Source organism: Methylorubrum pseudosasae, assembly GCF_029504475.1.
GTDB classification, from domain to species: Bacteria; Pseudomonadota; Alphaproteobacteria; order Rhizobiales; family Beijerinckiaceae; genus Methylobacterium; species Methylobacterium extorquens.
This window is the reverse complement of sequence record NZ_JAQGDU010000002.1, coordinates 3,001,138-3,025,537: the sequence shown is the minus strand read 5'-3', so window position 1 is coordinate 3,025,537 and position 24,400 is coordinate 3,001,138. Positions and strand designations below refer to the sequence as shown.

Sequence of the window (24,400 nt, the reverse complement as noted above, 5' to 3'; positions counted from 1 at the left end):
CCGACAGGTCACATCCGTTGATCTTCACCCACAAGCCCGTCGCGGGCGGCTCCCAGACGGTGCTGGAACGCCGCTACCTCGAATTGCAGGAGCCGATCTCCGAGGACACGGTCTGGCTCGACCTCGTGCGCCCGACCCGGGAGGAGGAGGTGAAGGTCGAATCCTTCCTCGGCATCACCGTGCCGACGCGCGAGGAGATGAAGGACATCGAGCCCTCCGAACTGCTCTACGTTGAGGCCGGCGCCCGCTACATGACGGGCCGCGTGCTGTCCCGCGTCAGCGATTCCGAGGAGCCGGGCCTGGCCGGCATCACCTTCATCCTGCGCGACAACCGGCTCATCACCGTGCGCTACGAGGAGCCGCAGGCGTTCCGGATGTACACCCAGCGCGCCGGCCGGGCGACGGGCAACGGGCCGTCGCGCTCGGTCTCGGGCGAGTCGATCCTGGCCGGGCTGATCGAGGCGGTGATCGACCGCGCCGCCGACGTGCTCCAGCTCCAGGGCGAGCGCATCGACCGCCTCTCGCGCAAGATCTTCGAGGACAAGGGCGACCCGTCCTCGCGCAACAACGCGCTGCAGGACACATTGCGCTCGCTCGGGCGCTACGGCGACCTGATCTCGAAGCAGCGCGAGAGCCTGGTCTCGATGGAGCGCATCCTGCTCTCGCTCTCGGCCACCTACCGCACGGCCAAGGCCCCGCGCGAGCTGCGCGAGGACGTGCGCTCCACGCTGCGCGACCTGCAATCGCTGGAGGAGCACGCGACCTTCATCTCGGCCAAGATCCAGTTCCTGCTCGACGCGACGCTCGGCCTCGTGAACCTGGAGCAGAACAACATCATCAAGCTGTTCTCGGTCATGGCGGTGGTGTTCATGCCCCCCACCCTGATCGCCTCGATCTACGGCATGAACTTCAAGACCATGCCGGAGCTCGACTGGCATTTCGGCTACCCCGCCGCCGTCGGCATGATGGTGGTGGCCGCCGTGCTGCCCTACGTGTTCTTCCGCTGGAAGAAGTGGCTGTAGCCCGCGCCGAACCCCGTGCCGGGGGAGGTGGCCCTGCCTCCGGGCCGATCCCGGAAACCCCGGCGCCACCGGCCGAGGTTCCCGGAATTTTACGGCCTCCCCCAAGAGAATTTTCGGACCCTGTCGCCTGAACTCACGTTCTTAAGGTGTCGGCCGACGGTGAGATCACTCCCCCGGCCCCCTCGTTCAGCAATCAGGAGACGAACTCCCATGGCCACCAAGCAGAAGACCCTGCACGATGCGTTCTACGAGACGTTGAAGGACGTCTATTACGCGGAAAAGCAATCGGTGCGTGCACTGAAGAAGTCGGCCAAGGCGGCCGAACACGACGAACTCCGCCAAGCGTTCGAGACCCATGCCGAGGAGAGCGCCAACCAGGTCGAGCGCCTGCAGCAGGTGTTCGAGATCATCGGCAAGCCGGCCCGCGCCAAGACCTGCGAGGCGATGCAGGGCCTGACCTCCGAGATGGAGGAGGATCTGGAGGATTTCGAGGACAGCCCGGCCGCCGACGCGGTGCTGGCGGCCTGCGCCCAGGCGGTCGAGCATTACGAGATCGCCCGCTACGGCACGCTCAAGACCTGGGCGACCCAGCTCGGCTACGCGGACGCCGCCAAGCTGCTCGACGAGACCCTTCAGGAAGAGAAGAAGACCGACGCGCTGCTCTCGCAGATCGCCGAGCGCATCAACACCGAGGGCTCAGAGGAGGCTGAAGCGGGCGCGGCGAAGGGCAAGGGCGGGCGCAAGAGCGCCTGATTCCGAGTGGCACGCGGCAGGACAGATGATCCTGCCGCGAGACGGGCCGCGCATCGCGGGCAGGCAAGCCAGATCAGGAAAGGGGCGCCCTCAAAGGGCGCCCCTTTTTTCGTTCCGGACGTCTCCCGTCTCCTTCCGACAGGCCGTATCGCGCCGTCACACCCATTCGAAGTGCGAGCGCTCCTCCCCTCGGAGGGCCTTCGAAAGCGTGCTCGCGAGGCCGGGCTGATCTTCGCCGGGCAGATTTCAGCGATCCGCGAGTGGGAAGCCGGCCCTTGAAGGGCGCGTCCGGCGCCGACCTCTGCACCCGCCGCGTGCCCGACCGGCACGGGGTTTTCGGCCGACCCAAGCTTCTGATGTCCCGCCTCTACACTGCTCTCTTTTTGCAAAGGCGGCAGCATCCCAAGGGATCATAATCGATTGAGGGATCTTAACCCGTTATTTAATACTCGCCCCGCTTTTCCAATAGATCCATTAGGCACCGAGCGGGCGGACTGACCTCAAATGAGATATATCAACAACGCGAGCGTCTTGTTGAAGCTATGCGCGCCGCTCGTCCTGATCGCTGCCATGGCCATCGCACTTATTCTGCACGAGCGGGCGACGTTCGAAGGGATCGCTGTCCAGTCCCGCTATGTCGCCGACGTCCTGACGGTGCGACAGGAGTCTTATCTCAAGGCTCAGGCCGGCGTTGCGGAGGCGACCCTGCTCAGCCGCAACCTCATCATCGACCCCAGAAAGGAAAAGATCGACCGATACAAGGCACGATACGACGCCACCGTCAGCGGCGTTTACAAAAACATCGATCGGCTGATCGCCCTGGCGGACACGCCGGCACGCGTCAAATTCGGCAATGATGTTCGCAAACTCGCCGAAGCCTATTTCGCCGTCATCGACCGGACCATCGTTCTCGGCAGCAGGAACGAGACCGATGCCGCGATGACGATCGTGCAGGAGGAAGGGCAGCCCGCGCGGGCCAAGCTCACCGAGCTGGTGGAAGCGCGCACGCAGAAGATCATCGAGGAGATGCAGGCCGGCGCGAGCCAACTCGAGCGGGATGTCGGAACGGCCGTCACCCAGCTGATCGTGATGGCGGTGGTCGGCCTGCTTCTGGCCGCCGTGCTCTCCGGTGCGATCGTCGTGTTCGGCATTACCCGGCCGCTCTCGCAGCTCGTCTCCGTTCTGAATCGGATGGCTCAGGGCGAGATCGACTCCACGATTCGCCAAGCCGCGCGCGGCGATGAGATCGGCGCCGTGGGACGGGCGGTCGAGGGCATCAAGACGATGGTGGCCCGGAAGGCGGCCGAGGACGCCGAGCGACGGCAGATCGCCGAGACCGCCGCGGCGGCCGAGCGCAAGCGCACGATGATGGAGCTCGCCGACGGCTTCGAGGGGGCGGTCGGCGGCATCGTCGGCATGGTCTCCTCCTCGGCGACCGAGCTGCAGGCCACCGCCCAGCAGATGACATCGACGGCTCAGAGGACCGCCACACGATCGACCACCGTCGCCTCGGCCGCGGAGGAGGCAGCCGCGAACGTCAACACGGTCGCCTCCGCCGCCGAGGAACTCGGTGCATCGGTGCAGGAAATCGGCCGGCAGGTCTCCGGCTCGGCCAACCTCGCCCAGCAGGCGGTGGCCGAGGCCGACGAGACCGGTTCCCACGTCACCGAGTTGAGCAGGGCCGTGACCCGGATCGGCGACGTGGTGAACCTCATCGCCAACATCGCGAGCCAAACCAACCTGCTCGCCCTCAACGCCACCATCGAGGCCGCACGGGCCGGCGAAGCCGGTCGCGGCTTCGCCGTCGTCGCCGCGGAGGTGAAGGAGCTGGCAAACCAGACCGCCCGCGCCACCGAGGAAATTTCCGGCCAGATCGGCCAGATCCAGGGGGCGACCGGGCAGGCGGTGGGTGCGATCGGCTCGATCACCACGCGGATCCGGGAGATCAACACGGTGACCGCGACGATCGCGGCGGCGGTCGAGCAGCAGGGCGCGGCGACGCAGGAGATCGTGCGCAACGTCGCCGAAGCTTCGGTGGGAACCAGCGAGGTCACGACCAATATCGGCGGAGTGGCCGAGGCCTCGGAGGAAACGGGAGCTGCCGCGAGCCAGGTGCTGATGTCCGCTTCAGAGCTGTCGCGTCAGTCCGAGCACCTGTCCGCCGAGGTCAAACGCTTCCTCGCGACGATTCGCGCTGCCTAGGGCGCATTCCGACGAAGCGGCTACCGGACATTTCGCGCGGCCCAGGCCGTGTCGGACACTGCCGAAACGAGAAGGGGCGCCGAACGGCGCCCCTTCGTGCATCAATACCGGTAATTCCGGCTCGGATAGGCCTGCCCGCCGCCATAGCCGGCTCCGCGGGGCTGGACCTGGGAGCCGTAATCGACCTCCCGCCGCGCGCGCCGGTTCGCCAGGGCCCGTCCGGCCAGACAGCCGGCCACGGCCCCGACCACGCCGCGCTCGGCCAGATAATGTCCGGCGACACCGCCGATGATCGCGCCCTTGATGCATCCCTTGGCTTCCGCGGTCCCGGCGCCGAGCCCCGTCATGACCGTCAGCGCCAACGCCGTCGCAAGAATTCGCATGCTGTTCCTCCCAGGTGGTGGCGAAAGAAACCACGGCGGCGCGATGGCGTTCCTTCGCGCGCTTCTCGCCGGTGGCCAGGAACGAGCGTTCCCGCAGAGGCGCGGCGCCGATTGGCGCGTCTCTCCCGGCCGAACGGTGCCGCCGGACCGACCGCTCAGGTGGCTTGGAGGCTGAGCTTGTGCTCGCACATTCGGATCGGGCGCAGAGGACCCACCGGATACCTGCCTCGAACCGGCTCCGGGCGAACTCTTCTCGGACTCCGGCCGGACGGCCGCCGCTTTCGACCCCAAGCGGGCCTCTCGCAGTGCAAACATAAATGTCCAAAAAACCAAGGTTTACCTGACGCTCAAACCCGCCGGGAAAGGCTACTTGGAATTCAAAAACGCAGCATCTGGGTCGTAGCGCGGTTAAGATGAAATGGAGCCGTTCGCGCAAATGCAAAATGGACCCACTTGGACCTTTAGAAGAGACAGCGCTTCAGCAAGTCGGCGCGTGCGACGGGGACTTAAAGCTTCATTGGGCAGCTGAGGCGGCGCCCCTCACGGCGCCCGAATGTCCTGTAATGGGTATTCCCAGACCGCATTTGCCCTTGTTCCACGGCTCGGGCGACATCCGGGTTGCAACGCAGGTACTCGTCTTCGTCGAACTTAGCCTCAGGCTCCTCCTGGGACCCGCGATGACGCTTCCGTTCCCGGTCATCAGTGTCGTACCCGCGACCGGGCTGGCGATCCTGATCTTCATCGTATCGGCGACGCCGCTCGTTACCGTAGCCATTATCGTAGCTGCGGCCGCGTTCACGTGGCCGATCATCATCATCGTCATCGTCATCGTACCCGCGACCACGAACGCCGCCGTCGCGCTCGCCATCGCTTCGACGACCATACTCCCGCTCGTCGTAGCCGTCGTCACGCCCCCCTCGCTGGGCTGAGGCTGAGCTTATCACGCTCAAAAAACTCAGGCCCACGAGCGCTGTAACCCACAGTCTTCTCATGCCGGGTTCCTCCAGTCACAACGTCAGACGTGTCGCGTACCCGGCCTTCGACAGCCAAGCCGCGAGCCTCAGCGTATCAGCTTGGACGTCACCCTATTTCGCTTCGGTGGTTCGCGTTCGCTGCTTGTCAGCCGCAGGTGCGGCGATAGCGTCGGCAATTGCCTTGGCCCTCCTCACCGTAGATGTCCTTGTTCTCGCAAGCGTCGCGAAGCTCGCGGCACATCCGGCGGTAGCGGCGCTCCTGCCGATCCTCGCGGTAGCCGCGCCCATCATCGATTTCGACGCCCCCTGGGCCGACCCGAAAGCCCTGCGCGAAGCTGGGAGCCTCCTGGATGATCAGCCCACCGAGGGCGGCCGTCACGAGCAACACCTTACGCATCTGAGCCTCCGAGTTCCTTAGATCGCTAGAGTGAGACAGCAAACGCATGGGCATCGAAAAGGGTTCGTTCCGGCTCGCGACAACCTCGTGATGGCAGCGCTTATCCGCGCGGTCGTGCTTGGACGTCAGTCCGAGCTGACACCCACCATCCTTCGACATGACATTCAGCGGTCGAAAGATGCTATTGCCGGATTTGCAAATAAAACGAACGTTGATGTGACATGAGCCGCTAGCCGCTTTCGACCCATTGCATGTCTTTGCACAAGGGCTTCCAACCTTGGGCAGGAAGCCCTTGTCGATCGCGTTATCCAGGGTTGGCGGCTGCCCAACGGCCATTCTGCGTGCGCCCACCGTAGCCGTAAGCGTCGCCGTCAACGGCATGCACGAAAACGTAGCACTCTTCATGCAAAGGGCCGATCAACGCTTCCATCCCAGCGAAAGCCGCACTGACGAAGGAGGTCGTATCAGCTTTCGTGTTGGTTCCAGCGGTGATCTTGATGTCCAGCCAGAACGCCGACAGCCCCGCATCTGTCGGGCGCTTTCCAGAGATGAACCAGCCCTGTGGATCGGCTTCCTCAACCAACACAGCGGTGACGTTCGGGTCCTTGCCAAGCTGCTCCGCCCCGAGCCGCGTTGCGAGTTGAGCGATATCGGACCTGAGATCGGCGCGCGGGGACGCAGTGACGTAGCGGACGGTGATCATGGGCATGGAAACCTCCTGGGCATTCGTGCGGAGGTCAATTTGGCATTGGAGCAACCAACGCGGAACGCTATGATGTACACTTGTCATCATAGCGATTTAATATCATGCTCGATCTCGCTTCGGTCCGCCTGTTCATCCTCGCGGTGGAGTTTGGCAACCTGACGCGGGCAGCGGAGGCGGCCGGTACGGTGCAGCCGGTGGTCAGCACACGCCTCAAAGGTTTGGAAGCGGCCCTCGGTCGTAAGTTGCTGGAACGCACGCCGCGCTTCGTCCGACCGACAGAGGACGGCGTGGCCTTCCTCGCCAAGGCGCGGGCGCTGATGGCTGCCCACGATAAGGCCGCGTGCTTCGACGATGAGCCAACAATGCGGTTCGCAATCGGGGCGAGCGATCACGCACTGGGAACAGGGCTGGAACACGTCATACGCCACGTTCGCGCGGCACTCCCGTCGAGGAGCGCCCTCGAACTGCGCAGCGGGACCTCTCAGCAGGTCCGCGCGTCGTTCGACGAGGGTGAACTCGACGCCGTCATCATCCGCCGGGAAGCGGGCGGAGCGGATGGGGAAGTGCTGGGCACGGACCCGCTGGGCTGGCGGTCCATGGAAGACAACGTCACAGCGCCAGACCTCCCCGTACCACTCGTGACGCTTGGGCCGCCCTGCGGGGTGAGAGCCGTTGCGATCAGGCGCCTCGATGCAACCAAGACGCCGTGGCGGGAAGCCTTCGTCGGGGGGAGTTGCAGTGCGCTGCTGGCGGCCGTGAGAGCAGGTCTCGGTATTGCTCCAATGGGTGCCGTCGCCTCAGGGCGAATGAGCGATGTTGGACCGCGCTTCGGCCTTCCCGACTTACCGCCATCGGAGATCGTGATGTTTGCCCGAACAAGCTCGCCAACGGCCAGTGCCGCAGCACGGGCACTTGAGGTGGCAGTACAGACGATGCTGCGTGTCACGTGATCGGCAGGGATAGGCCGTGCGGGCCATTTCGCCCCGCTGTCACCTAGACCGGTGCGCCAAGCCGAATGTCTGCAAACCACCCGTTTCGGACGCTCGGGGTGTCCGCTTCTCGGCGACACCGCCTCAGCCCTCTACAGAGCCGGTTTGTGTCTTCGGCAACCTTTGACGGTGCCGCCCAGGCGTGACAGACCGTTGGTATGTCGAACACGCCGACCTGCAACGTCTCCCTCACGGCCGAATTGTTTGCCGACATCCACGTTGAAGTTACTTCAGGTTACTACTCGAACGCGAGTGAAGTGGTATGGGCCGGGCTTCGTCTTCTGATCGAGCGTGACCACGCGCGCTCGGCAGGTTGCCAGCGAACCCGCGCGGATGATTGTTCAGGTCGCTGAGCCGCATGACCGCCTTGAGATCAGCTCCACCATTTCCACAGGGTTTCCTCAACGACGTCGTCGCGGTCGAAAGCATCGCGGCCGTGCCCACGATCCTCGATGTGGTCTGTCGCACCACGGGCATGGGCTTCGCCGCCGTCGCACGTGTCACCGAGGACCGCTGGGTCGCCTGCGCCGTCAAGGACGACATCGCCTTCGGCCTCAAGCCCGGTGGCGAGCTGGATCTTGAGACGACCATCTGCCACGAGATCCCGGCAGAGCGGGGTCCCGGTCATCATCGACCACGTCGCCGATGACCCGACCTTCTGCGAACATCACACACCCGCCAAGTACGGCTTCCAGAGCTACATCTCGATGCCCATCGTGCTGCCGGACGGCACGTTCTTCGGCACGCTCTGCGCCATCGATCCGAAGCCCGCCAAGCTGAACACGCCCGCGGTCGTGGGCATGTTCAAGATGTTCGCCGACCTGATTGGCTTCCACCTCGATGCCAACCAAAGTCTTGCATCGCGCACGGCCGAGCGCGATCTCTACGAGAACATCGTTCAGTCCCACGCAGAGCCAATCTGCGTCTTCGACAAAGCGTACCGGCTGATCGCCTTCAACAAGGCCCACAACGACGAGTTCTTCCGGGTCAACGGCTTCTACACGCAGATCGGCGACGTCTTTCCCGACCTGTTCATTCCGGAGCAGGCCGCCGCGATGCGCGCCAATATGGCCCGCGCGCTGGCGGGCGAGGCGTACACGGTCGAAGCCGTTTTCGGCCGGGCCGAGTTCGGCCAGCCCTGCTGGGAGATCACCTACACACCCCTACGCGATGCAGCAGGAACGATCTTCGGCGCTTTCCACCAAGCGCACGACATCAGCGCGCGGCTCAGGGCCGAGGCTGAGCTTCGGGATGCGCAGGACGTGCTGCGGCAGTCACAGAAGCTGGAGGTGATCGGCCAGCTCACCGGCGGCGTCGCGCACGATTTCAACAACCTTCTCACGGTCATCAAGTCGTCGACCGATCTCCTCAAGCGACCGGATCTCGCCGAGGACAGGCGCACCCGCTACATCGAGGCGATCTCCAACACGGTGGATCGCGCCGCGAAGCTGACCGGCCAGCTCCTCGCCTTCGCACGGCGGCAGACACTCAAACCCAAGGTGTTCGCAGCCTGCGACAGCGTGCGCGCATTGTCCGATATGCTGGGGACGCTCACCGGTTCTCGCATCACGGTCGTGACCGAGTTGCCGGAGAACGCCTGCTTCGTGAATGCTGACCCGAGCCAGTTCGACACGGCGCTGGTGAACATGGCGGTGAACGCCCGCGACGCGATGGAGGGGGAGGGGCAGCTCACCATTCGCGTGGAGCCCGCCGAGCAGATGCCAGCTGTGCGCGCTCACCCCGCGGTACAGGGGCCGTTCGTGGCGGTGTCGATCAGCGACACGGGCAGCGGCATCGCGAAGGACGTGGTCGAACGGATCTTCGAGCCGTTCTTCACCACCAAAGCAGTCGGGCAAGGGACCGGCCTCGGGCTCAGCCAAGTCTTCGGCTTTGCCAAGCAGTCCCATGGCGAGGTCGTGGTGGACAGCGAAGTCGGGCGGGGCACCACCTTCACGCTCTACCTTCCTCGCGTGCTCGGCGAGATCCAGGCGCCGGAGCCAAGCGAGCCGACGCCCGTGCCGAGCGGCCGCGGCACCTCTGTGCTCGTGGTCGAGGACAATGTCGAAGTCGGCACCTTCGCCACGCAGACCTTGGCGGAACTCGGCTTCGGCACGGTCTGGGCGGCAAATGCCGCGGAAGCCCTGGCGGAGTTGGCCAAGGACGCGGATCGCTTCGACGTGGTGTTCACGGACGTGATGATGCCCGGCATGAACGGCGTCGATCTCGCCCGCGAGATCCAGCGGCTTCACCCCGACCTTCCTGTCGTCCTGACCTCCGGCTACAGCCACGTTCTGGCCCGGACCGGCACCAACGGGTTCGAGCTTCTGCAGAAACCCTACTCGGTCGAACAGCTCTCGCGCACCTTGCAGGCGGTTGCCAAGCCTGCTCGCCGCAAGCGCATCGGTGACGTGTAGTGTCTACCGTGGATGCCATCCGATCGGAGACGTCTCTCGTAAGGCGGTGGCGGTGAGCTAGTGACACCCGGATGAACACGGAAATCGATGATTGCCGATAAGCCGCGAAGGGGACGACCACCGGCCGCCGAAGCGGGCGTTGCCGAGGAACGGATGCTGGAAGCGGCCACCGCTCTGTTCCTCGAACAGGGATTCGGTCGCACGACGCTCGATCAGGTGTCGCGGCGCTCGGGGACCGGCAAGTCCGCACTCTACGGTCGCTTCCCGGACAAGGAAGCGCTGTTCGCTGCTGTCGTCCGCCGCTCGATCCACGTCATGTTCGATGAGCTGACCGCGAGCCCAACCGGCGTCGGCGTCCGGGAACGGCTGCGCCATGTCGGGCGCGGTTTGGCGGAAAACCTCCTGGTGCCGCGCTGCATTGCCCTCATGCGGATCACGGCAGCGGAAGCCCCGAATTTCCCGGACCTCGCGCGAATGGCGTACCGGGTCAGCTTCGAGGGCTCTGTGCGCTGTGTTCTCGCCGCCCTCGATCCTGCCGGCGGAGGCGAAGCGTCCCAAGACATGATCCGAATGGCCGAGCGGTTCGTGGAGCTGGCCATCCAGCCGATCTCGTTTCAGGCGGCCTTCGGTACCGACATCGAGCCTCTCCGGCAGCGATGCGCCGACGACGTGGACGATGCCATCCTGCTCCTTGAAGCCAAGGGCTGGCTCAGGCGCGAAACGCCCGGAACTTAGCGCGCCGGCATCCGTTTGCAGGAAATGGACGATATCGTCCAATCGCTCGAGGGCAGTGTACGGCACTGGCGACCGGGCGTTTCAAAACCTCAAACGGGGGCGAAAGCGATCATGGCAGACGACAATTTCACGAAGTGGCATATCGCCGGCCTGCACGCGCTGCGATCGGCGAGCGAGCAGGGCGATGCGGCCGGCAAGGCGTTGGCCGGCAAGGTCCGCAACCCGGACCTCAAGGCCCTTCTCGGAGAGTACAGCGAGACCGCCGGCAAGCAGGAGACCCATTTCGTCGGCTTCCTGAACGAGCTCGGCACCGAGCCGAACGGCTTCAAGGATCGCATCATGGAAGGCGTCGGCAACGGGACGTCCGAGATGGTCAAGGCCGCGCCCGATCAGGACCTGCTCGACCTCAGCGCTGTCGCCGGCACGCAGTCCGGCCTGGACTATTATGCGGGTGCCTTCAAAGGGCAGGGGGCCCTTGCCAAGCAGCTCGGCTACGCGGACCAAGCGGACAGCTTCATGGCCATGAGCAAGGCCTGTGAAGCCCTGCGTGAGCGGTTCACCAAGGTCGGCGACACGATCCGCGCCAAGGCCGCCGGCGAAGCGCGCAAGGCCGCCTGATCCCGCAACCGCACATGGCGCGGCCGGTCCCTCATCGGGGCCGGTTCGACCGCCCGGAGGCTTCGATGCCGGCGACCCCATCCCGCTCGCAGAACACATCCCGCCGCGCCGCCGCACCGGTGACAGCCAAGCGCGACCTCGATGCGATGTACGGCATCCTGAGCAAGACCTACACGACCTTCGATGAAACCGACGATCCGTGGATGACCAACGGCCTGTCCTCGACGCCGTTCAAGAGCCTCGTGTCGGTGTGCCTGTCCACGATGACGATCACCCAGCGCGTCGTGAACGCGGCCGTGCCGCTCTATGAAAAGGTTTCGACCTTCGAGGAGCTGCGCGATCTGCCGGACGACGAATTGCGTCGCATCATCAAGCCGGTCGCGCATTACAACCGCAAGACCAAGAACCTGAAGGAAATGGCCCGCCAGATCATCGAAGACTACGGCGGAAACATACCCGACAACCGGGACGACCTGATAAAGCTGCAAGGGGTCGGCCGCAAATGCGTCGATATCCTGATGAACTTCACCTTCCCGGAAGACAGCATCGCGGTCGATACGCATGTCCTTCGCGTCCTGAACCGTCTCGGTGTCGTGGACACGACTTCGGCCAAGCAAGCGGCCGATCTCATCAATGCGCAAACCCCGGCGCGCCATAAGCGCCATGCGCACGAATGGCTCATCCAGCATGGGATGAAGATCTGTGTCGCCCGAACTCCGAAATGCGCAGACTGCCCGCTGACGAAGCATTGCGACTGGTACGCCGACCATCGCACCGCATAGTCTCGAAGCGGAGCCGTTTCCGTCAGTGCGGTTCTGCGAACATCCCGAAATGAAGAGCGATCGGTTGCGTGACCGGCTTGTCGGCTTCGGGGTACACCGAAGCCTCCCTCACAGCGCGAACCGCACGCCGGTGAGGGTCTCCGAGACCGCCCAGAGCCGCCCGGCTGCCGCGCGGTCGAGGGCTTGAGACGCGATCGCGGCGGGCTTCGGGTAGCCGCGGGCCTCCCAGACGCCGTCCGGTCCGTAATAGCCCCCGCGCTCCGCCTCCGGCGCGGTGGCCGCGTAGAGGATCGGCAGGGCGCCTTGCGCCGCCGGCTGGCCGATCAGCGAGAAGATCGCCCGTCCCGCTCCCTGCTGGAACGCGCCGGCCCGGTCGCCCCGGCGGAACACCTCGGTGCGGGCGAGCCCCGGATGCGCTGCAAGCGAGGCGATGCCCGATCCCGCCGCCTTCAGCCGCCGGTCGAGTTCGAGGGCGAACATCAGCAGCGCGAGCTTGCTCTGCCGGTAGGCGCGTTGCGCCCCGTAGATCTCGCGCCAGTGCAGATCGTCGAACCGGATTCGTCCGCTGCGATGGGCGACGCTCGACACCGACACCACCCGCGCCGAGGGGCTCAGGGCCGGCCGCAGCAGCCCGGTCAGCGCGAAATGCCCGAGATAGTTCGTGGCGAGTTGCCGCTCGAACCCGTCCACGCTCTCCTCGCGCCGGGGCACCGCGGCGATGCCGGCATTGAGCACGAGCCGGTCGATCGCCCACTCCGCCGGCCACTCCGCCGCGAAGGCGCGCACGGAGGCGAGCGAGGCGGTGTCGATCCGGCGCAGCGACAGCGCGGCAGCGGGATGCTCCCGCCGGATCGCCGTCGCGGCGCGCTCCCCCTTCTCGAGATCGCGCACCGCCAGCACCACCGCGGCCCCCGCCCCGGCCAGCGCCCGCGCCGTCTCGAACCCGAGCCCGGCGCTCGCCCCCGTCACCACGGCGCGGCGACCGGCCTGCGAGGGGATGTCGGCGGCGGTCCAGGGATGTCTCGCCATCGAGCGGCGCTCCTCACGCGTCGAGTCGAAAAAAGACCGGTCGCGCGAAACCGATCGCGCGCGGGCTCCGTAATGGGCGGCGTGATCCCCGGACAAGACGGGGCACGGGCACAGGAGGAAACCATGTTCCGTATCCGCAGTTCGGTTACCAAATCGCTGACCCTGGGCGCTGCGCTCGCCCTCAGCCTCGCCGCCGCGCCGACGGCGGCGCTCGCCAAGAACCCGATGGTCGGCGGCGCGCCGATGTACGCCTCGAAGACCATCGTCGAGAACGCGGTGAACTCGAAGGACCACACCACGCTGGTGGCGGCGGTGAAGGCGGCGGGCCTCGTCGACACGCTCTCCGGCCCCGGCCCCTTCACTGTCTTCGCGCCGACCGACGCCGCCTTCGCCAAGCTGCCGCCGGGCACGGTCGATTCCCTGGTGCAGCCGCAGAACAAGGCGACGCTGACGGGAATCCTGACCTACCACGTCGTGCCGGGCACCTACACGGCCAAGGATCTGATGGCTCTGGCCAAGCGGGGCGGCGGGGAAGCCAGCCTGAAGACCGTCCAGGGCGAGCCGCTCACGGTGCAGGCCCGGGGCAAGAAGGTGTTCGTGACGGACGCCAAGGGCAACACCGCCACCGTCACCATCGCCAACGTGATGCAGTCGAACGGCGTGATCCACGTCATCAACGGCGTGCTTCAGCCCTGATTCTCCGCTGAGATGCGTTGACGCGCGAAGCCTCGGCCCGTCTGGGCCGGGGCTTTTTCGTTCGCCCCCGATCTCACGGGCTCGACCGGCGGGCATCGCGATCCCGCGCAAATACCACCTCCGGAAACGATGGGTTTCCGTCGTTTCCCATTTTCAAAACCGCGCCCCGGGACCATCCTCGTACCGTCAAGCCACACCCGGAGCCGAAGGCCGCTCCGGACCACCGCACCGTGAGGAGAGGCGAGCATGGCGACGATCACCACCGGGGACGGCACCGAGATCTTCTACAAGGATTGGGGCCCGAAAGACGCACAGCCGATCATGTTCCATCACGGCTGGCCGCTCTCGTCCGACGACTGGGACGCGCAGATGCTGTTCTTTGCGCACCAAGGCTTTCGCGTCGTGGCGCATGACCGGCGCGGCCATGGCCGCTCGGCGCAGGTCTCCGAGGGCCACGACATGGACCATTACGCCGCCGACGCCGCGGCGGTCGCCGAGCATCTCGATCTCAGGAACGCCGTCCATATCGGCCATTCCACCGGCGGCGGCGAGGCCGCGCGCTACGTCGCCCGGCACGGCGAGCCGCAGGGCCGCGTGGCCAAGGCGGTGCTGGTGAGCGCCGTGCCGCCGCTGATGCTGAAGACCGAGGCCAACCCGGAGGGCCTGCCGATCGAGGTCTTCGACGGGTTCCGCAAGGCGCTGGCCGACAACCGCGCCCAGTTCTTCCTCGATGTCGCCGCCGGCCCGTTCTACGGCTTCAACCGCGACGGTGCGGCGGTTCGAGACGGCGTGATCCGGAACTGGTGGCGGCAGGGCATGATGGGCTCGGCCAAGGCGCATTACGAGGGCATCAAGGCGTTCTCGGAAACCGACCAGACCGAGGATTTGCGGGCGATCTCGGTGCCGACGCTGGTGCTCCACGGCGAGGACGACCAGATCGTGCCGATCGTCGCGGCGGCGCGCAAATCGATCACGCTCCTGCGCAACGGCACGCTGAAGACCTATCCGGGCCTTCCGCACGGCATGCTCACGGTCAACGCGGACCAGCTCAACGCCGACATCCTCGCCTTCATCCGCGGCTGAGCCGGGCGCCGGCTCCGCCTTCAGCGGTTCTGCGCATCGTCGCCGGGGAGCGGTTCACAGCCCCGGCGGCCGACGATTGGGGGCGCGTGCGGGACACCCGCCCCATGCATAGTTGGGCCGGCGAGGGTCGCAAATGGCCTTCGCTGCCGGTCAGCGACAATCAAGTCGAACGGGCTGCGCAGCAAAGCGTGGCAATTCGAAAGTCTCATCCGGCACACTCAAGTCCCGGGACACCGGCCAAGGCGATCCGCTCGCGGATCTTCTCGCGGATCCTCTCGTGGATCTTGGCGTCGAGCGGCAGTTCCGTCGGCGGGACGGCGGCAATCATCATGCTTCGTGTCCCGGTTTTGCCTCCCGCGCGTCGCTCTACGGACGGGCCGCCTGTACGAATCGGCCCAAGCGCCCTACCTTATGGCGATGTTAGATGAGCGCTCCCAGGCCAACCCGCATCTGATGCGGACCGCCGAGCTCATGGCCGCGGCTCAGTCCCTGGAGGACGTCGTCGACGTCCTGGCGCAGACGGCCCGTCGGATCGCCGGCTCCGACGGTATCGCCGTCGTGCTGCGGGAGGAGGACGTCTGCGCCTATGTCGCCGAGGATGCGATCGAGCCCCTGTGGAAGGGGTGCCGCTTCCCGCTCGATATCTGCGTTTCCGGCTGGGCGATGCAGAACCGGGAGACGGCCGTCATCCTGGATGTCGGCAGCGATCCCCGCATCCCGGCCGCCGCCTATGCCTACAAGGCGATCCGAAGTCTCGTGATGGTCCCGATCGGTGCGCCCGAGCCGGTGGCCGCACTCGGCGCCTATTGGTGCGCCATGGTCTGGCTCGACACGACGACGGTGTCCCGCCTCGAAGCGCTGGCCCACCAAGCCACGGTGGCCGTCGCCCGGCTGCGCGCCCCGCAGAGCGCCGAACCGGCCATCCCCTGAGGGCCGGCACGGGTGACCGGCCGCCCGTTCGGGGATAAACCGCGTGGATCAGGAGGATGCATGCCGGTTTTCGTTCTCAGAGGCGCCTGCCGGGCCCCCGACGGCCAGATCGGCCCCCCGCTGTTCGAGGAGACGATCACGGCGGCCAGCCCGAGCGAAGCGGTCCGGCTCGCCAACGCGCACGATCTCTCGACCAAGGACGAGCGGGCGAACGCGCTGTGGCTCGTCGATGCGCAGGGCGTCCTGCACTGGTCCCTGCGGCGCGCGGATCGGGATTGATCGGAGCCGGATCGAGCGGACCGGCCTCTTTCTCACAAACGTTGCGATGAGCGGGGGAAAACCAGCCCTGCCCTGGCTGAATTGGTCATTGCGTGTGCTTTCGTGCTAAGTCTCGAGCAGAAATCCTCGATGGTCCTGCTCGGGGTTCTTTGCCGTCCCGCGCCCGACCTTTCCCGCGTCGGGACGCCGCGCGCCGCCGCCGGGACTTCACGCGGCGCGAGTTCTCGTCGAAAGATCTTTTATGAGCGACGATATCGACGCCAAGACCCGCGCCGCCGAGCGCGCGGAACGGGCCGAGCGTATGGCCCGCGAGGGGCAGCAGGCCATGGCTGAGCATCTGGCCGCGGTCAAAGCGGTGGACGAGCGCACCGTGCGCCTGCGGGCCCTGCGGCTCGCCAAGGAGGCGGAGGAGGCCGCGGAGCGCGCCGCCAACCCGCCCGCGCCCAAGCGCGGCCGCAAGAAAGCGACGGCCTGACCCCCATGGCCATCGACCGTACCCGCCGCCCGAGCGACCCGCGCCAAGCCGCCGAAGCCGCCTTCTCCGCGCGGTGACGACGCGCAAAGCCCCCGAGGAGGCCGCGCCGGCACCGCCCAGGGCACCGCTCATTCCCGGCACCCGCGAGACGGTGTCCCTGCGCATCGACCGGGCCGTGCTGGAGCACTACCAGAAGGACGGCCCCGGCTGGCAGGACCGCATCAACGCCGCCCTCAAGGCCGCCGCAGGTCTTTGAGGACAAGTCTTTGAGGACAGGGTCGTGAGGGCGAGCCTCGGCGGATGACCGCGCCCGGCTTCTGCGCCGCGCGGGGATCGGCGCCGTGAGCGGGCTGGCGGATTGGCCCTCGGCGTGGCTCGGCCTCAGCCCCGACGAGACGACGGCGCTCCTCCTCTCCCTGCGCGTCGCCCTTGTCGCGACGCTGGCGAGCCTACCGCTGGGCCTGCTGCTGGCGTGGCTGCTGGCGAGGCGGCGCTTCCCCGGCCATGCCCTGCTCGACGGGCTCGTCCACCTGCCGCTGATCCTGCCGCCGGTGGTGACGGGCTACCTGCTGCTGCTCGCCTTCGGCCGGCGCGGCGTGTTCGGCGCGTGGCTCGCCGAAATCGGCATCGTGTTCTCGTTCCGCTGGACCGGCGCGGCGCTCGCCTGCGCGGTGATGGGCCTGCCGCTGATGGTGCGGGCGATGCGCCTGTCGATCGAAGCGGTGGACCGCAAGCTGGAACAGGCGGCGGCGACGCTCGGCGCCGCGCCGCCGCTGGTGTTCCTGAGCGTGACCCTGCCGCTCAGCCTGCCCGGCATCCTCGCGGGCGCGGTGCTCGCCTTCGCCAAGGCGATGGGCGAGTTCGGCGCGACCATCACCTTCGTCTCCAACATCCCCGGCGAGACCCAGACCCTACCCTCGGCGATCTACACCCTCACCCAAGTGCCGGGCGGGGAGGCGGGGGCTTTGCGCCTCACCCTGATCTCGGTCGCGGTCTCGATGCTGGCGCTGGTCGCCTCCGAGGGGCTGGCGCGGCGGATGAGCCGGCGGATCGGGGCGGGGCGGTAGGCGCTCATTCCTGGATCTAGGTCGTGCCGCCCGTCACGCAGAGATCTACGGTTGCCATACGCCATGGCTCGGCAATCGTTGCAATCTATAGTATTACTTTGACATGATACAACTTTTGGAGCAGTTTGCTTAAGCTCGGCCGTTCACGCCTATCCAAAGGATAACGACGGTGTCGAGCCGATCGAAGACACTCCGCGACGCGAACGCCCATGCTCACTCCCTCGGCATCGACAAAAGGAATGGCAGTCACCATCATGCTTTTGGCATGGATGATGACCTCACCCGATGCGTCCGCCAAGTCTATCTGCCGCACATGGGACGGTCCTGAAATATCCGAATACAAAGAAAAAATCTATCCAATTGCTGCCAGGCTCGCTCGGTCGAGGATCTACGCCCCTCACATAGACCTCGTGACCGTCATCGCCATAACGATCGACAAGAATGGCCGACTGATCGCCTCCGAAACAGCGCGGCGATCAAGATCGCCCTGGTTCGACCAGGAAGTCCTCCTTGCCTTTCCGGTGGGACTGCGCCTTCCACCCTTGCCAGCCTGCGGACCGGAGTCGATCAAGGCCTTTATTCCAATACGCGTTCGTTGAGCGGTCTGCTTCCCGGACTCTGCCGTCCTCGGGGGCGAACCGATCCCCGCCAAAACGCCGGCGGCTCCCGCGCTGTCCGGCCCCCGATGGCGACGGATGGCCCTGCCGGCATCGGCGAAGCGGCGGCCTCCTTCGGACACCGCGCCCGCCACCCACACCCGCATCGCCCATCTCACGCGTAGGCGTAAGGCCCACCCCGCTCCAGGGCCCGCTTGTAGGCCGGCCGCGCGTGGATGCGGGCGAGCCAGTCCGTCAGAAGCGGGCCCGCCCCGGTCCCGCGGGCGGCAAAGGCTTCGAGGGGAAAACTCATCATGATGTCGGCGGCGGTGAAGTCCGCGCCGCAGAAATACGCGCGCTCGGCCAACTCCGACTCCCAGTAGGCGGCATGGCGGCGCAGCTCCGGATCGACGAACCCGCCGGTGACCTTCCCCGCAATCGCCCGAACCAGAGGGCGCAGCAGGGCGGGGCTGCCGGGCGCGAGCCGCGAAAAGATCAGCTTCAGCAGCAGCGGCGGCATCGCCGAGCCTTCCGCGTAGTGCAGGAAGTAGGTGTAGCACGCGCGCTCCGGCGTGCCGGCCGGCGGCACTAGGGCGCCGTCGGCGCGGGCGGTCAGGAATTCGACGATGGCGCCGGTCTCGGCCACCACATGCCCGTCCGCCGCGATCACCGGCGACTTGCCGAGCGGATGCACGGCGCGAAGTTCGCGCGGCGCCTGCATCGTCGCGGGGTCGCGCTCGTAGCGCTTCACGGTGTAGTCGAGCCCCAGCTCTTCGAGCAGCCACAGCACCCGCTGCGAGCGGCTGTTCTCCAGATGGTGGACGGTGATCATCGCCTGCCTTTTTCGATCCTGCGCCGACAACTCGGCAGCGCGCGCATCGGGCCCCTTGTCGCCGCATCGGTTTTTCTGGGAAGCTCAAGCATCGTCCCGAAAGGTGGGCACCGGCTTTCGGAAAAAGATGATGCAAAACAAAAGGCGAGAGCATCGTGCGAGCCGAGGCCCCATGACCATCGCGCCATGACCATCGCGCCATGACCATCGCCATCGACGTTTCGCTCCGCCGCGACGGCTTCGCGCTCGATGTCGCCTTCAGCGCGGGCGCCGGCCTTACCGCCCTGTTCGGGCGCTCGGGCTCGGGCAAGACCACGGTGATCGACCTGATCGCCGGGCTGGCCCAGCCGCAGCGCGGGCGCATCGCCATCGACGGTACGGTGCTGCTCGACACCGCGCGCGGCATCCGCGTGCCGGTGCATCGGCGGCGGATCGGCTGCGTGTTCCAGGAGGCGCGGCTGATGCCGCATCTCAGCGTGCGGCAGAACCTGCGCTTCGGCCGCCTCTTCTCCCGCGGGGCAGGGGGGCCGAGCCTCGACGCGGTGGCGGACCTGCTCGGCATCGGCCCGCTGCTGGACCGGCGCCCCGCCGGCCTGTCGGGGGGCGAGCGGCAGCGGGTGGCGATCGGCCGGGCGCTGCTGGCGCGCCCGCGGCTGCTGCTGATGGACGAGCCGCTCTCGGCCCTCGACGAGGCCCGCAAGCGCGAGATCCTGCCCTATATCGAGCGCCTGCGCGACGAGGCCGGCCTGCCCATTGTCTATGTCAGCCATTCCGTGGCGGAGGTGGCGCGCCTCGCCTCGACCGTGGTGGTGCTGGAGGCCGGCCGCGTGGCGGCGAGCGGCCCGGTCGATGCCGTGCTGCGCCGGCCCGACCTGATTCCCGACGGCGCGGAGGCCGGCAGCGTGCTCGCCATGCGGGTCGAGCGCCACGATCCGGAGGCCGGCCTGACACGCCTGACCGGCCCGGCCGGCCCGCTCGACCTGCCGCTGATCGACGCTCCGCAAGGCCGCCGCCTCAACCTGCGGGTGCCCGCCCGCGACGTGCTGCTGGCGCTCGCCCGGCCCGAAGCGTTGAGCGCCCGCAACGTCCTGCCGGGCCGTGTCGCCGCCCTTCGGGAGGAGGGGACGGCCTGCCTCGTCGAGGTCGCTTGCGGCGGGGCGACGCTCGCCGCCCGCCTCACCCGCGCCTCCGCCCGCGACCTGGGGCTCACGGTCGGGAGCCCGGTCTTCGCCATCGTGAAGAGCGTGGCGCTCGATGCGGGCGAGGCGCCGGGGGGCGGGCGGATCGAGATTTGAGGGGAGCGCCGGGGCGCGGGTCAGCCCATCGGAACCGGACAACCCGTCGCGCCCAAGCTGAGCGGGGTGTCGACGACGATGCGGAGGTCACTCGGCCGGTTTCGTCTGGTTGTCGTTCAGAGCCGGAAGGTGGGCTTCTGTATTGCGCTGCGCCGACCTTTCTCGCGCCGACAAAATAGCCTTGGCTGTTGCGGGAGAGCGCCGATTGATCCAGGCCTCGTGACGGGCGCGCGGCTCGCGAAGCGAGCGTTGTTGGCGCGTATTCATCCTCAGCCCCCCTTCACCATCCCTTCTGACTTTCTAAGAATGCGCGAAGCGGCGGCAACGACAATTTTTGCGACGATCGTCTCTTCGCCCGGTCCTCTGCCGCCATGGGTGGATCGCACAGCGACGCCCACCTCCCAGCCGCTCCGCACATCGCCTCGGCGATCAGTGAAACCGCGCTATAAGCCCGCCATGGCTTCCGACGACCGACCGCTCGCCCTCGGCGATCCAGAATTCCTGCCCGGATTCCCGGAAGCCGCCGCCGACCGGCTCGGTCTGCCGCTGCCGAGCGGGCCAAGGTGACCGCCCCGCCCGGCGCGCCGGATTCGGCCCATGTCGGCTCGGGGCGCTCCCGAGACGGCAGCGATGGCGTGGTGGCCGCGAGCGGAACCGCCGATAGACGCAACCCCAGCGCACCGCCGGAGAACGACTGGTCGCCCTGGCATCCGGGCGAACTGGCGCGGCGGCTGGAAACGGTGGCGCGGCCCTGGTGCGTCGTCGGCGGCTGGGCCCTCGACCTGTGGCACGGGCACCAGACCCGCGACCACGAAGACCTCGAATTCACGGTGCTGCGCGACGATGTCGGGGTCTTCCGCCAAGCCCTATCGGACATGACGCTCTACACGGTGGCCGACGGTCGCTTCGAGATCCTGCCTGAAGGCGCAGAGCCGCCGCCTCACATTCTCCAGATCTGGTGCTTCGATGCCCGCGCCGCCCGCTGGCGGGTCGATCTGATGATCGAGCCGGGCGAGCCGGACGTCTGGGTCTGCCGGCGCTGCCCGGCCATCCGGCATCCTCGCGCGGAAATGGTGGCGTCGACGCCCGACGGCATCCCCTATCTCGGGCCGGCCGCCGTCCTGCTGTTCAAGGCGAAGCATCGGCGCGACAAGGACGCGGCCGATTTCGAGCGGGCCCTGCCGCATCTCACCCACGCAGAACGGCGCTGGCTGCGCGAGGGTCTCGACCGCTTGCATCCCGGACATGCCTGGGCGCAGGCATTGTAGGCGAAACCTTGTATAGGTCCCCCATGGCCTCCGACGACAGACCGCTCGCCCTCACCCTCGGCGATCCCTCCGGGATCGGGCCGGAGATCGCGCTCGCCGCGTGGCAGCTGCGGAGCGAGCGGGGGGTGCCGCCGTTCCAGCTCATCGGCGATCCCGAATTCCTGGAAGCCATCGCCTACCGGCTCGGCCTGTCGGTGCCCGTGGCCGAGGTCGAGCCCGACGACGCCTGCGAGGTGTTTCCCCGCGCCCTGCCGGTGCTGCCGCTGCCGAGCGGGGCCAAGGTGATCGCGACACCCGGCGCGCCGGATTCGGCCAATGCCGGCGCGATCGTCGAGTCGATCACCGCCGCCGTCGATCTGGTGCGCTCCGGCGCGGCCTCGGCTGTGGTGACCAACCCCATTGCCAAGTTCGTGCTGACGCGGGTCGGCTTCGCCCATCCGGGCCATACCGAGTTTCTGGCCGCACTCGCCGCACGAGAGGGGCGTGAGCCGCCGCTGCCGGTGATGATGATCTGGAGCGACACCCTCGCCGTGGTGCCGGTGACGATCCACGTCGCCCTGCGCCGCGTGCCGGACTTGCTGACGCAAGGTTTGGTCGAGCGCACCGCGCGCATCGTCCACGCCGACCTGCGCGCCCGCTTCGGCCTCGAACATCCCCGCCTCGTCCTGTCGGGCCTCAACCCGCATGCGGGCGAATCCGGCACCATGGGCACCGAGGACCGCGATGTGCTGGCGCCTGCCGTGGCGGTTTTGCGCAGCGAGGGCATCGACATCCGCGGGCCGCTGCCGGCCGACACCCTGTTCCACGAGCGGGCGCGAGCGACCTACGACGTGGCGCTCACCCCCACCCACGATCAGGCGCTGATCCCGGTCAAGACGCTGGCCTTCGACGAGGGCGTGAACGTGACGCTGGGGCTGCCCTTCGTGCGCACCTCGCCCGACCACGGCACCGCCTTCGACATCGCCGGCAAAGGCATCGCCAAGCCGGACAGCCTGATCGCCGCCCTGCGGCTGGCGCATCGCCTCGCGCACCGCCCGGCGGACACCGTCCTGCCCTTCCCCGTCCGCGCCTGAAGCGATCGATGAGCACCGAAGCGTTGAGCACCGACGGCCTGCCGCCCCTGCGCGAGGTCGTGCGGCGGCACGGGCTGGAGCCGAAGAAGGCGCTCGGCCAGAATTTCCTGTTCGACCTCAATCTGACCGGCCGCATCGCCCGCTCGGCGGGGGCGCTCGAGGGCGTGACGGTGGTGGAGGTCGGTCCCGGCCCCGGCGGGCTGACGCGGGCGCTGCTGGCGGCGGGCGCCAAGCGCGTGGTGGCGATCGAGCGCGATCCCCGCGCGCTGCCGGCTTTGGCCGAGATCGCCGCGCATTACCCCGGCCGGCTCGACGTGATCGATGCCGACGCGGTCGGCTTCGACCCGCGCCCGCTGGTCGGCGACGGGCCGGTGCGGATCGTGGCGAACCTGCCCTACAACGTCGCCACCGTGCTGCTCACCGGCTGGCTCGGCGCGGACACGCGCGACGAGGCTTGGCCGCCGTGGTGGGACTCGGCGACGCTGATGTTCCAGCGCGAGGTCGCCGAGCGCATCGTCGCCGACGAGTCGGACCGGGCGAATTACGGCCGGCTCGGCGTACTGTGCGGCTGGCGCACGCAGGCCACCATTCTGTTCGACGTAGCGCCGTCGGCCTTCGTGCCGCCGCCGAAGGTCACCTCCAGCGTCGTCCACCTGCGCCCGCGGCCCGAGCCGCTGCCCTGCCGGATCGCCGACCTCGAACGGGTGACCCGCGCCGCCTTCGGCCAGCGCCGCAAGATGCTGCGCCAGAGCCTGAAGGCCGCCACCCCCGACCCCATCCGCCTGCTCACCGCCGCCGGCCTACCGGAGACGGCGCGGGCGGAGGAGATCCCGGTCGCTGGGTTCGTGGCGATGGCGCGGGCCTTGGCGGCGGGGGGATCGCGTGAAAGCGGCCTGTAACCGAGCTTCCGGGACCGGGCGATGACTTTTGACGGAGTTGGCGGCCAGCCTCCGGCATGGCCATCCGTCACGAACTCGGTGCTGGTCTCTGTCCAAGTCCGCGGCCGCCGATGGGCTCGTCTTTCATCAGGGCCCGCTCATGGGCCGGTCCTTGTGCCGAACACGGATGGAAGCCAGGAGCCCCGTGGGTGCGAAACCATACCTGTGATGCCTGACCGCCGGTCGCGCCTTCAGCGCGACCGGGAAATGCTAACTTTCGACCCATTGCAGAAGGCCGGAAGGTCCGCTTCCAGGCCGTACGGTGGGCTGGCTTTGGCAGATCCTGGCCGGGAGAGGCTGGTCCGCCTCGGCGGAGGTTTGCCGGAATATTGGGCATGCTCTCATTACGGCGAAACGATCATTTCCTTGCCGCATGCGGTGCAACGCGCGCTTACGCCAACAATTTCGCAAGCCATGTCGTCCGACACGATACTGCGTCTGCATTTGGGGCAAGCGTACCCGTTAGGCACTGCAGCAAAATCGTACTGCGGGCCAATATTAAGCGCAAATCATGTGATGTAAAACTGGAGTGATTTCTAAGTGCTCCGCTCCACAGAGCGGGCATGATGATTGGCCTGCCTCGATATTCATTGGGACATCTCGGTGAGAATTTAATAGATAATTCAATCTAGGCCACAAATTTTTATCAGTGAACGGGAGATATCTGTTGAAATTTTGCTGTAATGCATATGAACGCATACTGTAGAGTTAAGGGCTGGCGTTGACGCATCAGAGGTGAAACGTATGCGAGCGATTTGAGTCGCCGGACGATCCCGCAAGGTGAGCTGTTGTGAGCTTCCGAATACGGCAGAAACGGGCAGAATCTCTGTGATCTTTCCGGGAATGCGGCGGTGTCCGAAAAGC

The 24,400-nt window shown here is 67.0% G+C and carries 26 protein-coding genes and 2 pseudogenes; 22 read left to right on the top strand and 6 right to left on the bottom strand.

Annotated elements, in window-relative coordinates; all coding sequences use genetic code 11:
- Window positions 1-17: 17 nt before the first annotated feature.
- The 3 genes from M2437_RS15150 to M2437_RS15140 all read left to right on the top strand — a co-directional run bounded on the left by M2437_RS15150 (window position 18) and on the right by M2437_RS15140 (window position 3,977).
- On the top strand, window positions 18-1,022 hold the full coding sequence (locus M2437_RS15150; RefSeq protein ID WP_003602860.1) for a magnesium transporter CorA family protein: 1,005 nt from the start codon (window positions 18-20) through the stop codon (window positions 1,020-1,022).
- A 210-nt stretch (window positions 1,023-1,232) separates the two neighbouring features.
- A complete protein-coding gene (locus M2437_RS15145) occupies window positions 1,233-1,775 on the top strand; it encodes a YciE/YciF ferroxidase family protein (RefSeq protein ID WP_012254834.1) in 543 nt (180 codons plus the stop codon).
- Window positions 1,776-2,279: 504 nt separating this feature from the next.
- Window positions 2,280-3,977: a methyl-accepting chemotaxis protein gene (locus M2437_RS15140; RefSeq protein ID WP_253387916.1), complete on the top strand. Its 1,698-nt coding sequence runs from the start codon at window positions 2,280-2,282 to the stop codon at window positions 3,975-3,977.
- 101 nt (window positions 3,978-4,078) lie between these two features.
- Here the strand turns inward: M2437_RS15140 and M2437_RS15135 are convergent, their stop codons facing one another.
- On the bottom strand, window positions 4,079-4,360 hold the full coding sequence (locus M2437_RS15135; protein ID WP_012254837.1) for a hypothetical protein: 282 nt from the start codon (window positions 4,358-4,360) through the stop codon (window positions 4,079-4,081).
- Window positions 4,361-5,037: 677 nt separating this feature from the next.
- Here M2437_RS15135 and M2437_RS15130 point away from each other — a divergent pair.
- Window positions 5,038-5,289 carry a hypothetical protein gene (locus M2437_RS15130; protein ID WP_056503309.1) on the top strand — a complete coding sequence of 84 codons (252 nt, stop codon included), beginning with the start codon at window positions 5,038-5,040 and terminating at the stop codon, window positions 5,287-5,289.
- Window positions 5,290-5,479: 190 nt separating this feature from the next.
- On the opposite strand, the gene M2437_RS15125 is transcribed toward M2437_RS15130, so the two are convergent.
- Window positions 5,480-5,731 (bottom strand): hypothetical protein, encoded by a 252-nt coding sequence (locus tag M2437_RS15125; protein ID WP_003602849.1) that lies wholly within the window; start codon window positions 5,729-5,731, stop codon window positions 5,480-5,482.
- Window positions 5,732-6,035: 304 nt separating this feature from the next.
- A complete protein-coding gene (locus tag M2437_RS15120) occupies window positions 6,036-6,440 on the bottom strand; it encodes a tautomerase family protein (protein ID WP_238508234.1) in 405 nt (134 codons plus the stop codon).
- A gap of 98 nt (window positions 6,441-6,538) precedes the next feature.
- Between M2437_RS15120 and M2437_RS15115 the strand changes: the two genes are divergently transcribed.
- From M2437_RS15115 to M2437_RS15090, 6 genes and pseudogenes are all read left to right on the top strand, one after another.
- A complete protein-coding gene (locus tag M2437_RS15115) occupies window positions 6,539-7,387 on the top strand; it encodes a LysR family transcriptional regulator (protein ID WP_082290064.1) in 849 nt (282 codons plus the stop codon).
- Between the two features lie 197 nt (window positions 7,388-7,584).
- Window positions 7,585-7,779 (top strand): ribbon-helix-helix domain-containing protein, encoded by a 195-nt coding sequence (locus M2437_RS15110; protein WP_082482563.1) that lies wholly within the window; start codon window positions 7,585-7,587, stop codon window positions 7,777-7,779.
- Window positions 7,780-7,784: 5 nt separating this feature from the next.
- A pseudogene (locus M2437_RS15105) lies at window positions 7,785-9,840 on the top strand (GAF domain-containing hybrid sensor histidine kinase/response regulator).
- Between the two features lie 87 nt (window positions 9,841-9,927).
- The gene (locus M2437_RS15100; RefSeq protein WP_100213319.1) at window positions 9,928-10,575 is read left to right on the top strand and encodes a TetR/AcrR family transcriptional regulator; all 648 of its coding nucleotides are present in this window, start codon (window positions 9,928-9,930) and stop codon (window positions 10,573-10,575) included.
- Window positions 10,576-10,599: 24 nt separating this feature from the next.
- Window positions 10,600-11,193 (top strand): DUF892 family protein, encoded by a 594-nt coding sequence (locus M2437_RS15095; RefSeq protein ID WP_253387914.1) that lies wholly within the window; start codon window positions 10,600-10,602, stop codon window positions 11,191-11,193.
- 65 nt (window positions 11,194-11,258) lie between these two features.
- Window positions 11,259-11,975 carry an endonuclease III domain-containing protein gene (locus M2437_RS15090; RefSeq protein ID WP_253387913.1) on the top strand — a complete coding sequence of 239 codons (717 nt, stop codon included), beginning with the start codon at window positions 11,259-11,261 and terminating at the stop codon, window positions 11,973-11,975.
- Between the two features lie 108 nt (window positions 11,976-12,083).
- Here the strand turns inward: M2437_RS15090 and M2437_RS15085 are convergent, their stop codons facing one another.
- Window positions 12,084-13,004, bottom strand: a complete 921-nt coding sequence (locus tag M2437_RS15085) for an oxidoreductase (protein WP_182569729.1) — start codon at window positions 13,002-13,004, stop codon at window positions 12,084-12,086.
- Window positions 13,005-13,127: 123 nt separating this feature from the next.
- Between M2437_RS15085 and M2437_RS15080 the strand changes: the two genes are divergently transcribed.
- The gene (locus M2437_RS15080; RefSeq protein ID WP_012254846.1) at window positions 13,128-13,700 is read left to right on the top strand and encodes a fasciclin domain-containing protein; all 573 of its coding nucleotides are present in this window, start codon (window positions 13,128-13,130) and stop codon (window positions 13,698-13,700) included.
- 246 nt (window positions 13,701-13,946) lie between these two features.
- Window positions 13,947-14,783 (top strand): alpha/beta fold hydrolase, encoded by an 837-nt coding sequence (locus M2437_RS15075; protein WP_056153590.1) that lies wholly within the window; start codon window positions 13,947-13,949, stop codon window positions 14,781-14,783.
- A gap of 205 nt (window positions 14,784-14,988) precedes the next feature.
- On the opposite strand, the gene M2437_RS15070 is transcribed toward M2437_RS15075, so the two are convergent.
- The gene (locus M2437_RS15070; RefSeq protein WP_277570327.1) at window positions 14,989-15,111 is read right to left on the bottom strand and encodes a hypothetical protein; all 123 of its coding nucleotides are present in this window, start codon (window positions 15,109-15,111) and stop codon (window positions 14,989-14,991) included.
- Window positions 15,112-15,194: 83 nt separating this feature from the next.
- Here M2437_RS15070 and M2437_RS15065 point away from each other — a divergent pair, with 83 nt between their 5' ends.
- The 6 genes and pseudogenes from M2437_RS15065 to M2437_RS15040 all read left to right on the top strand — a co-directional run bounded on the left by M2437_RS15065 (window position 15,195) and on the right by M2437_RS15040 (window position 18,133).
- Window positions 15,195-15,713, top strand: coding sequence for a GAF domain-containing protein (locus M2437_RS15065; protein ID WP_253387912.1), 519 nt, complete (start codon window positions 15,195-15,197; stop codon window positions 15,711-15,713).
- Between the two features lie 60 nt (window positions 15,714-15,773).
- Complete coding sequence (locus M2437_RS15060) at window positions 15,774-15,992, top strand: hypothetical protein (RefSeq protein ID WP_012254849.1); 219 nt, start codon at window positions 15,774-15,776, stop codon at window positions 15,990-15,992.
- 241 nt (window positions 15,993-16,233) lie between these two features.
- The gene (locus M2437_RS15055) at window positions 16,234-16,467 is read left to right on the top strand and encodes a hypothetical protein (RefSeq protein WP_003605770.1); all 234 of its coding nucleotides are present in this window, start codon (window positions 16,234-16,236) and stop codon (window positions 16,465-16,467) included.
- 5 nt (window positions 16,468-16,472) lie between these two features.
- A pseudogene (locus tag M2437_RS15050) lies at window positions 16,473-16,723 on the top strand (BrnA antitoxin family protein).
- 85 nt (window positions 16,724-16,808) lie between these two features.
- A complete protein-coding gene (gene modB / locus M2437_RS15045; protein ID WP_085856174.1) occupies window positions 16,809-17,534 on the top strand; it encodes a molybdate ABC transporter permease subunit in 726 nt (241 codons plus the stop codon).
- Window positions 17,535-17,773: 239 nt separating this feature from the next.
- Window positions 17,774-18,133, top strand: coding sequence for a TonB C-terminal domain-containing protein (locus tag M2437_RS15040; RefSeq protein ID WP_253387911.1), 360 nt, complete (start codon window positions 17,774-17,776; stop codon window positions 18,131-18,133).
- A gap of 172 nt (window positions 18,134-18,305) precedes the next feature.
- Here M2437_RS15040 and M2437_RS15035 read toward each other — a convergent pair whose 3' ends face one another.
- On the bottom strand, window positions 18,306-18,962 hold the full coding sequence (locus M2437_RS15035; RefSeq protein WP_253387910.1) for a glutathione S-transferase: 657 nt from the start codon (window positions 18,960-18,962) through the stop codon (window positions 18,306-18,308).
- 200 nt (window positions 18,963-19,162) lie between these two features.
- Here M2437_RS15035 and modC point away from each other — a divergent pair, with 200 nt between their 5' ends.
- The 4 genes from modC to rsmA all read left to right on the top strand — a co-directional run bounded on the left by modC (window position 19,163) and on the right by rsmA (window position 23,497).
- On the top strand, window positions 19,163-20,257 hold the full coding sequence (gene modC, locus M2437_RS15030) for a molybdenum ABC transporter ATP-binding protein (protein WP_253387909.1): 1,095 nt from the start codon (window positions 19,163-19,165) through the stop codon (window positions 20,255-20,257).
- Window positions 20,258-20,820: 563 nt separating this feature from the next.
- Window positions 20,821-21,525, top strand: a complete 705-nt coding sequence (locus tag M2437_RS15025) for a nucleotidyltransferase domain-containing protein (protein WP_253387908.1) — start codon at window positions 20,821-20,823, stop codon at window positions 21,523-21,525.
- Window positions 21,526-21,548: 23 nt separating this feature from the next.
- The gene (pdxA, locus tag M2437_RS15020) at window positions 21,549-22,598 is read left to right on the top strand and encodes a 4-hydroxythreonine-4-phosphate dehydrogenase PdxA (RefSeq protein ID WP_253389628.1); all 1,050 of its coding nucleotides are present in this window, start codon (window positions 21,549-21,551) and stop codon (window positions 22,596-22,598) included.
- 8 nt (window positions 22,599-22,606) lie between these two features.
- Entirely contained in the window at window positions 22,607-23,497 is an 891-nt protein-coding gene (gene rsmA / locus M2437_RS15015; RefSeq protein WP_253387907.1) for a 16S rRNA (adenine(1518)-N(6)/adenine(1519)-N(6))-dimethyltransferase RsmA, read from the top strand.
- Window positions 23,498-24,400: the final 903 nt, after the last annotated feature.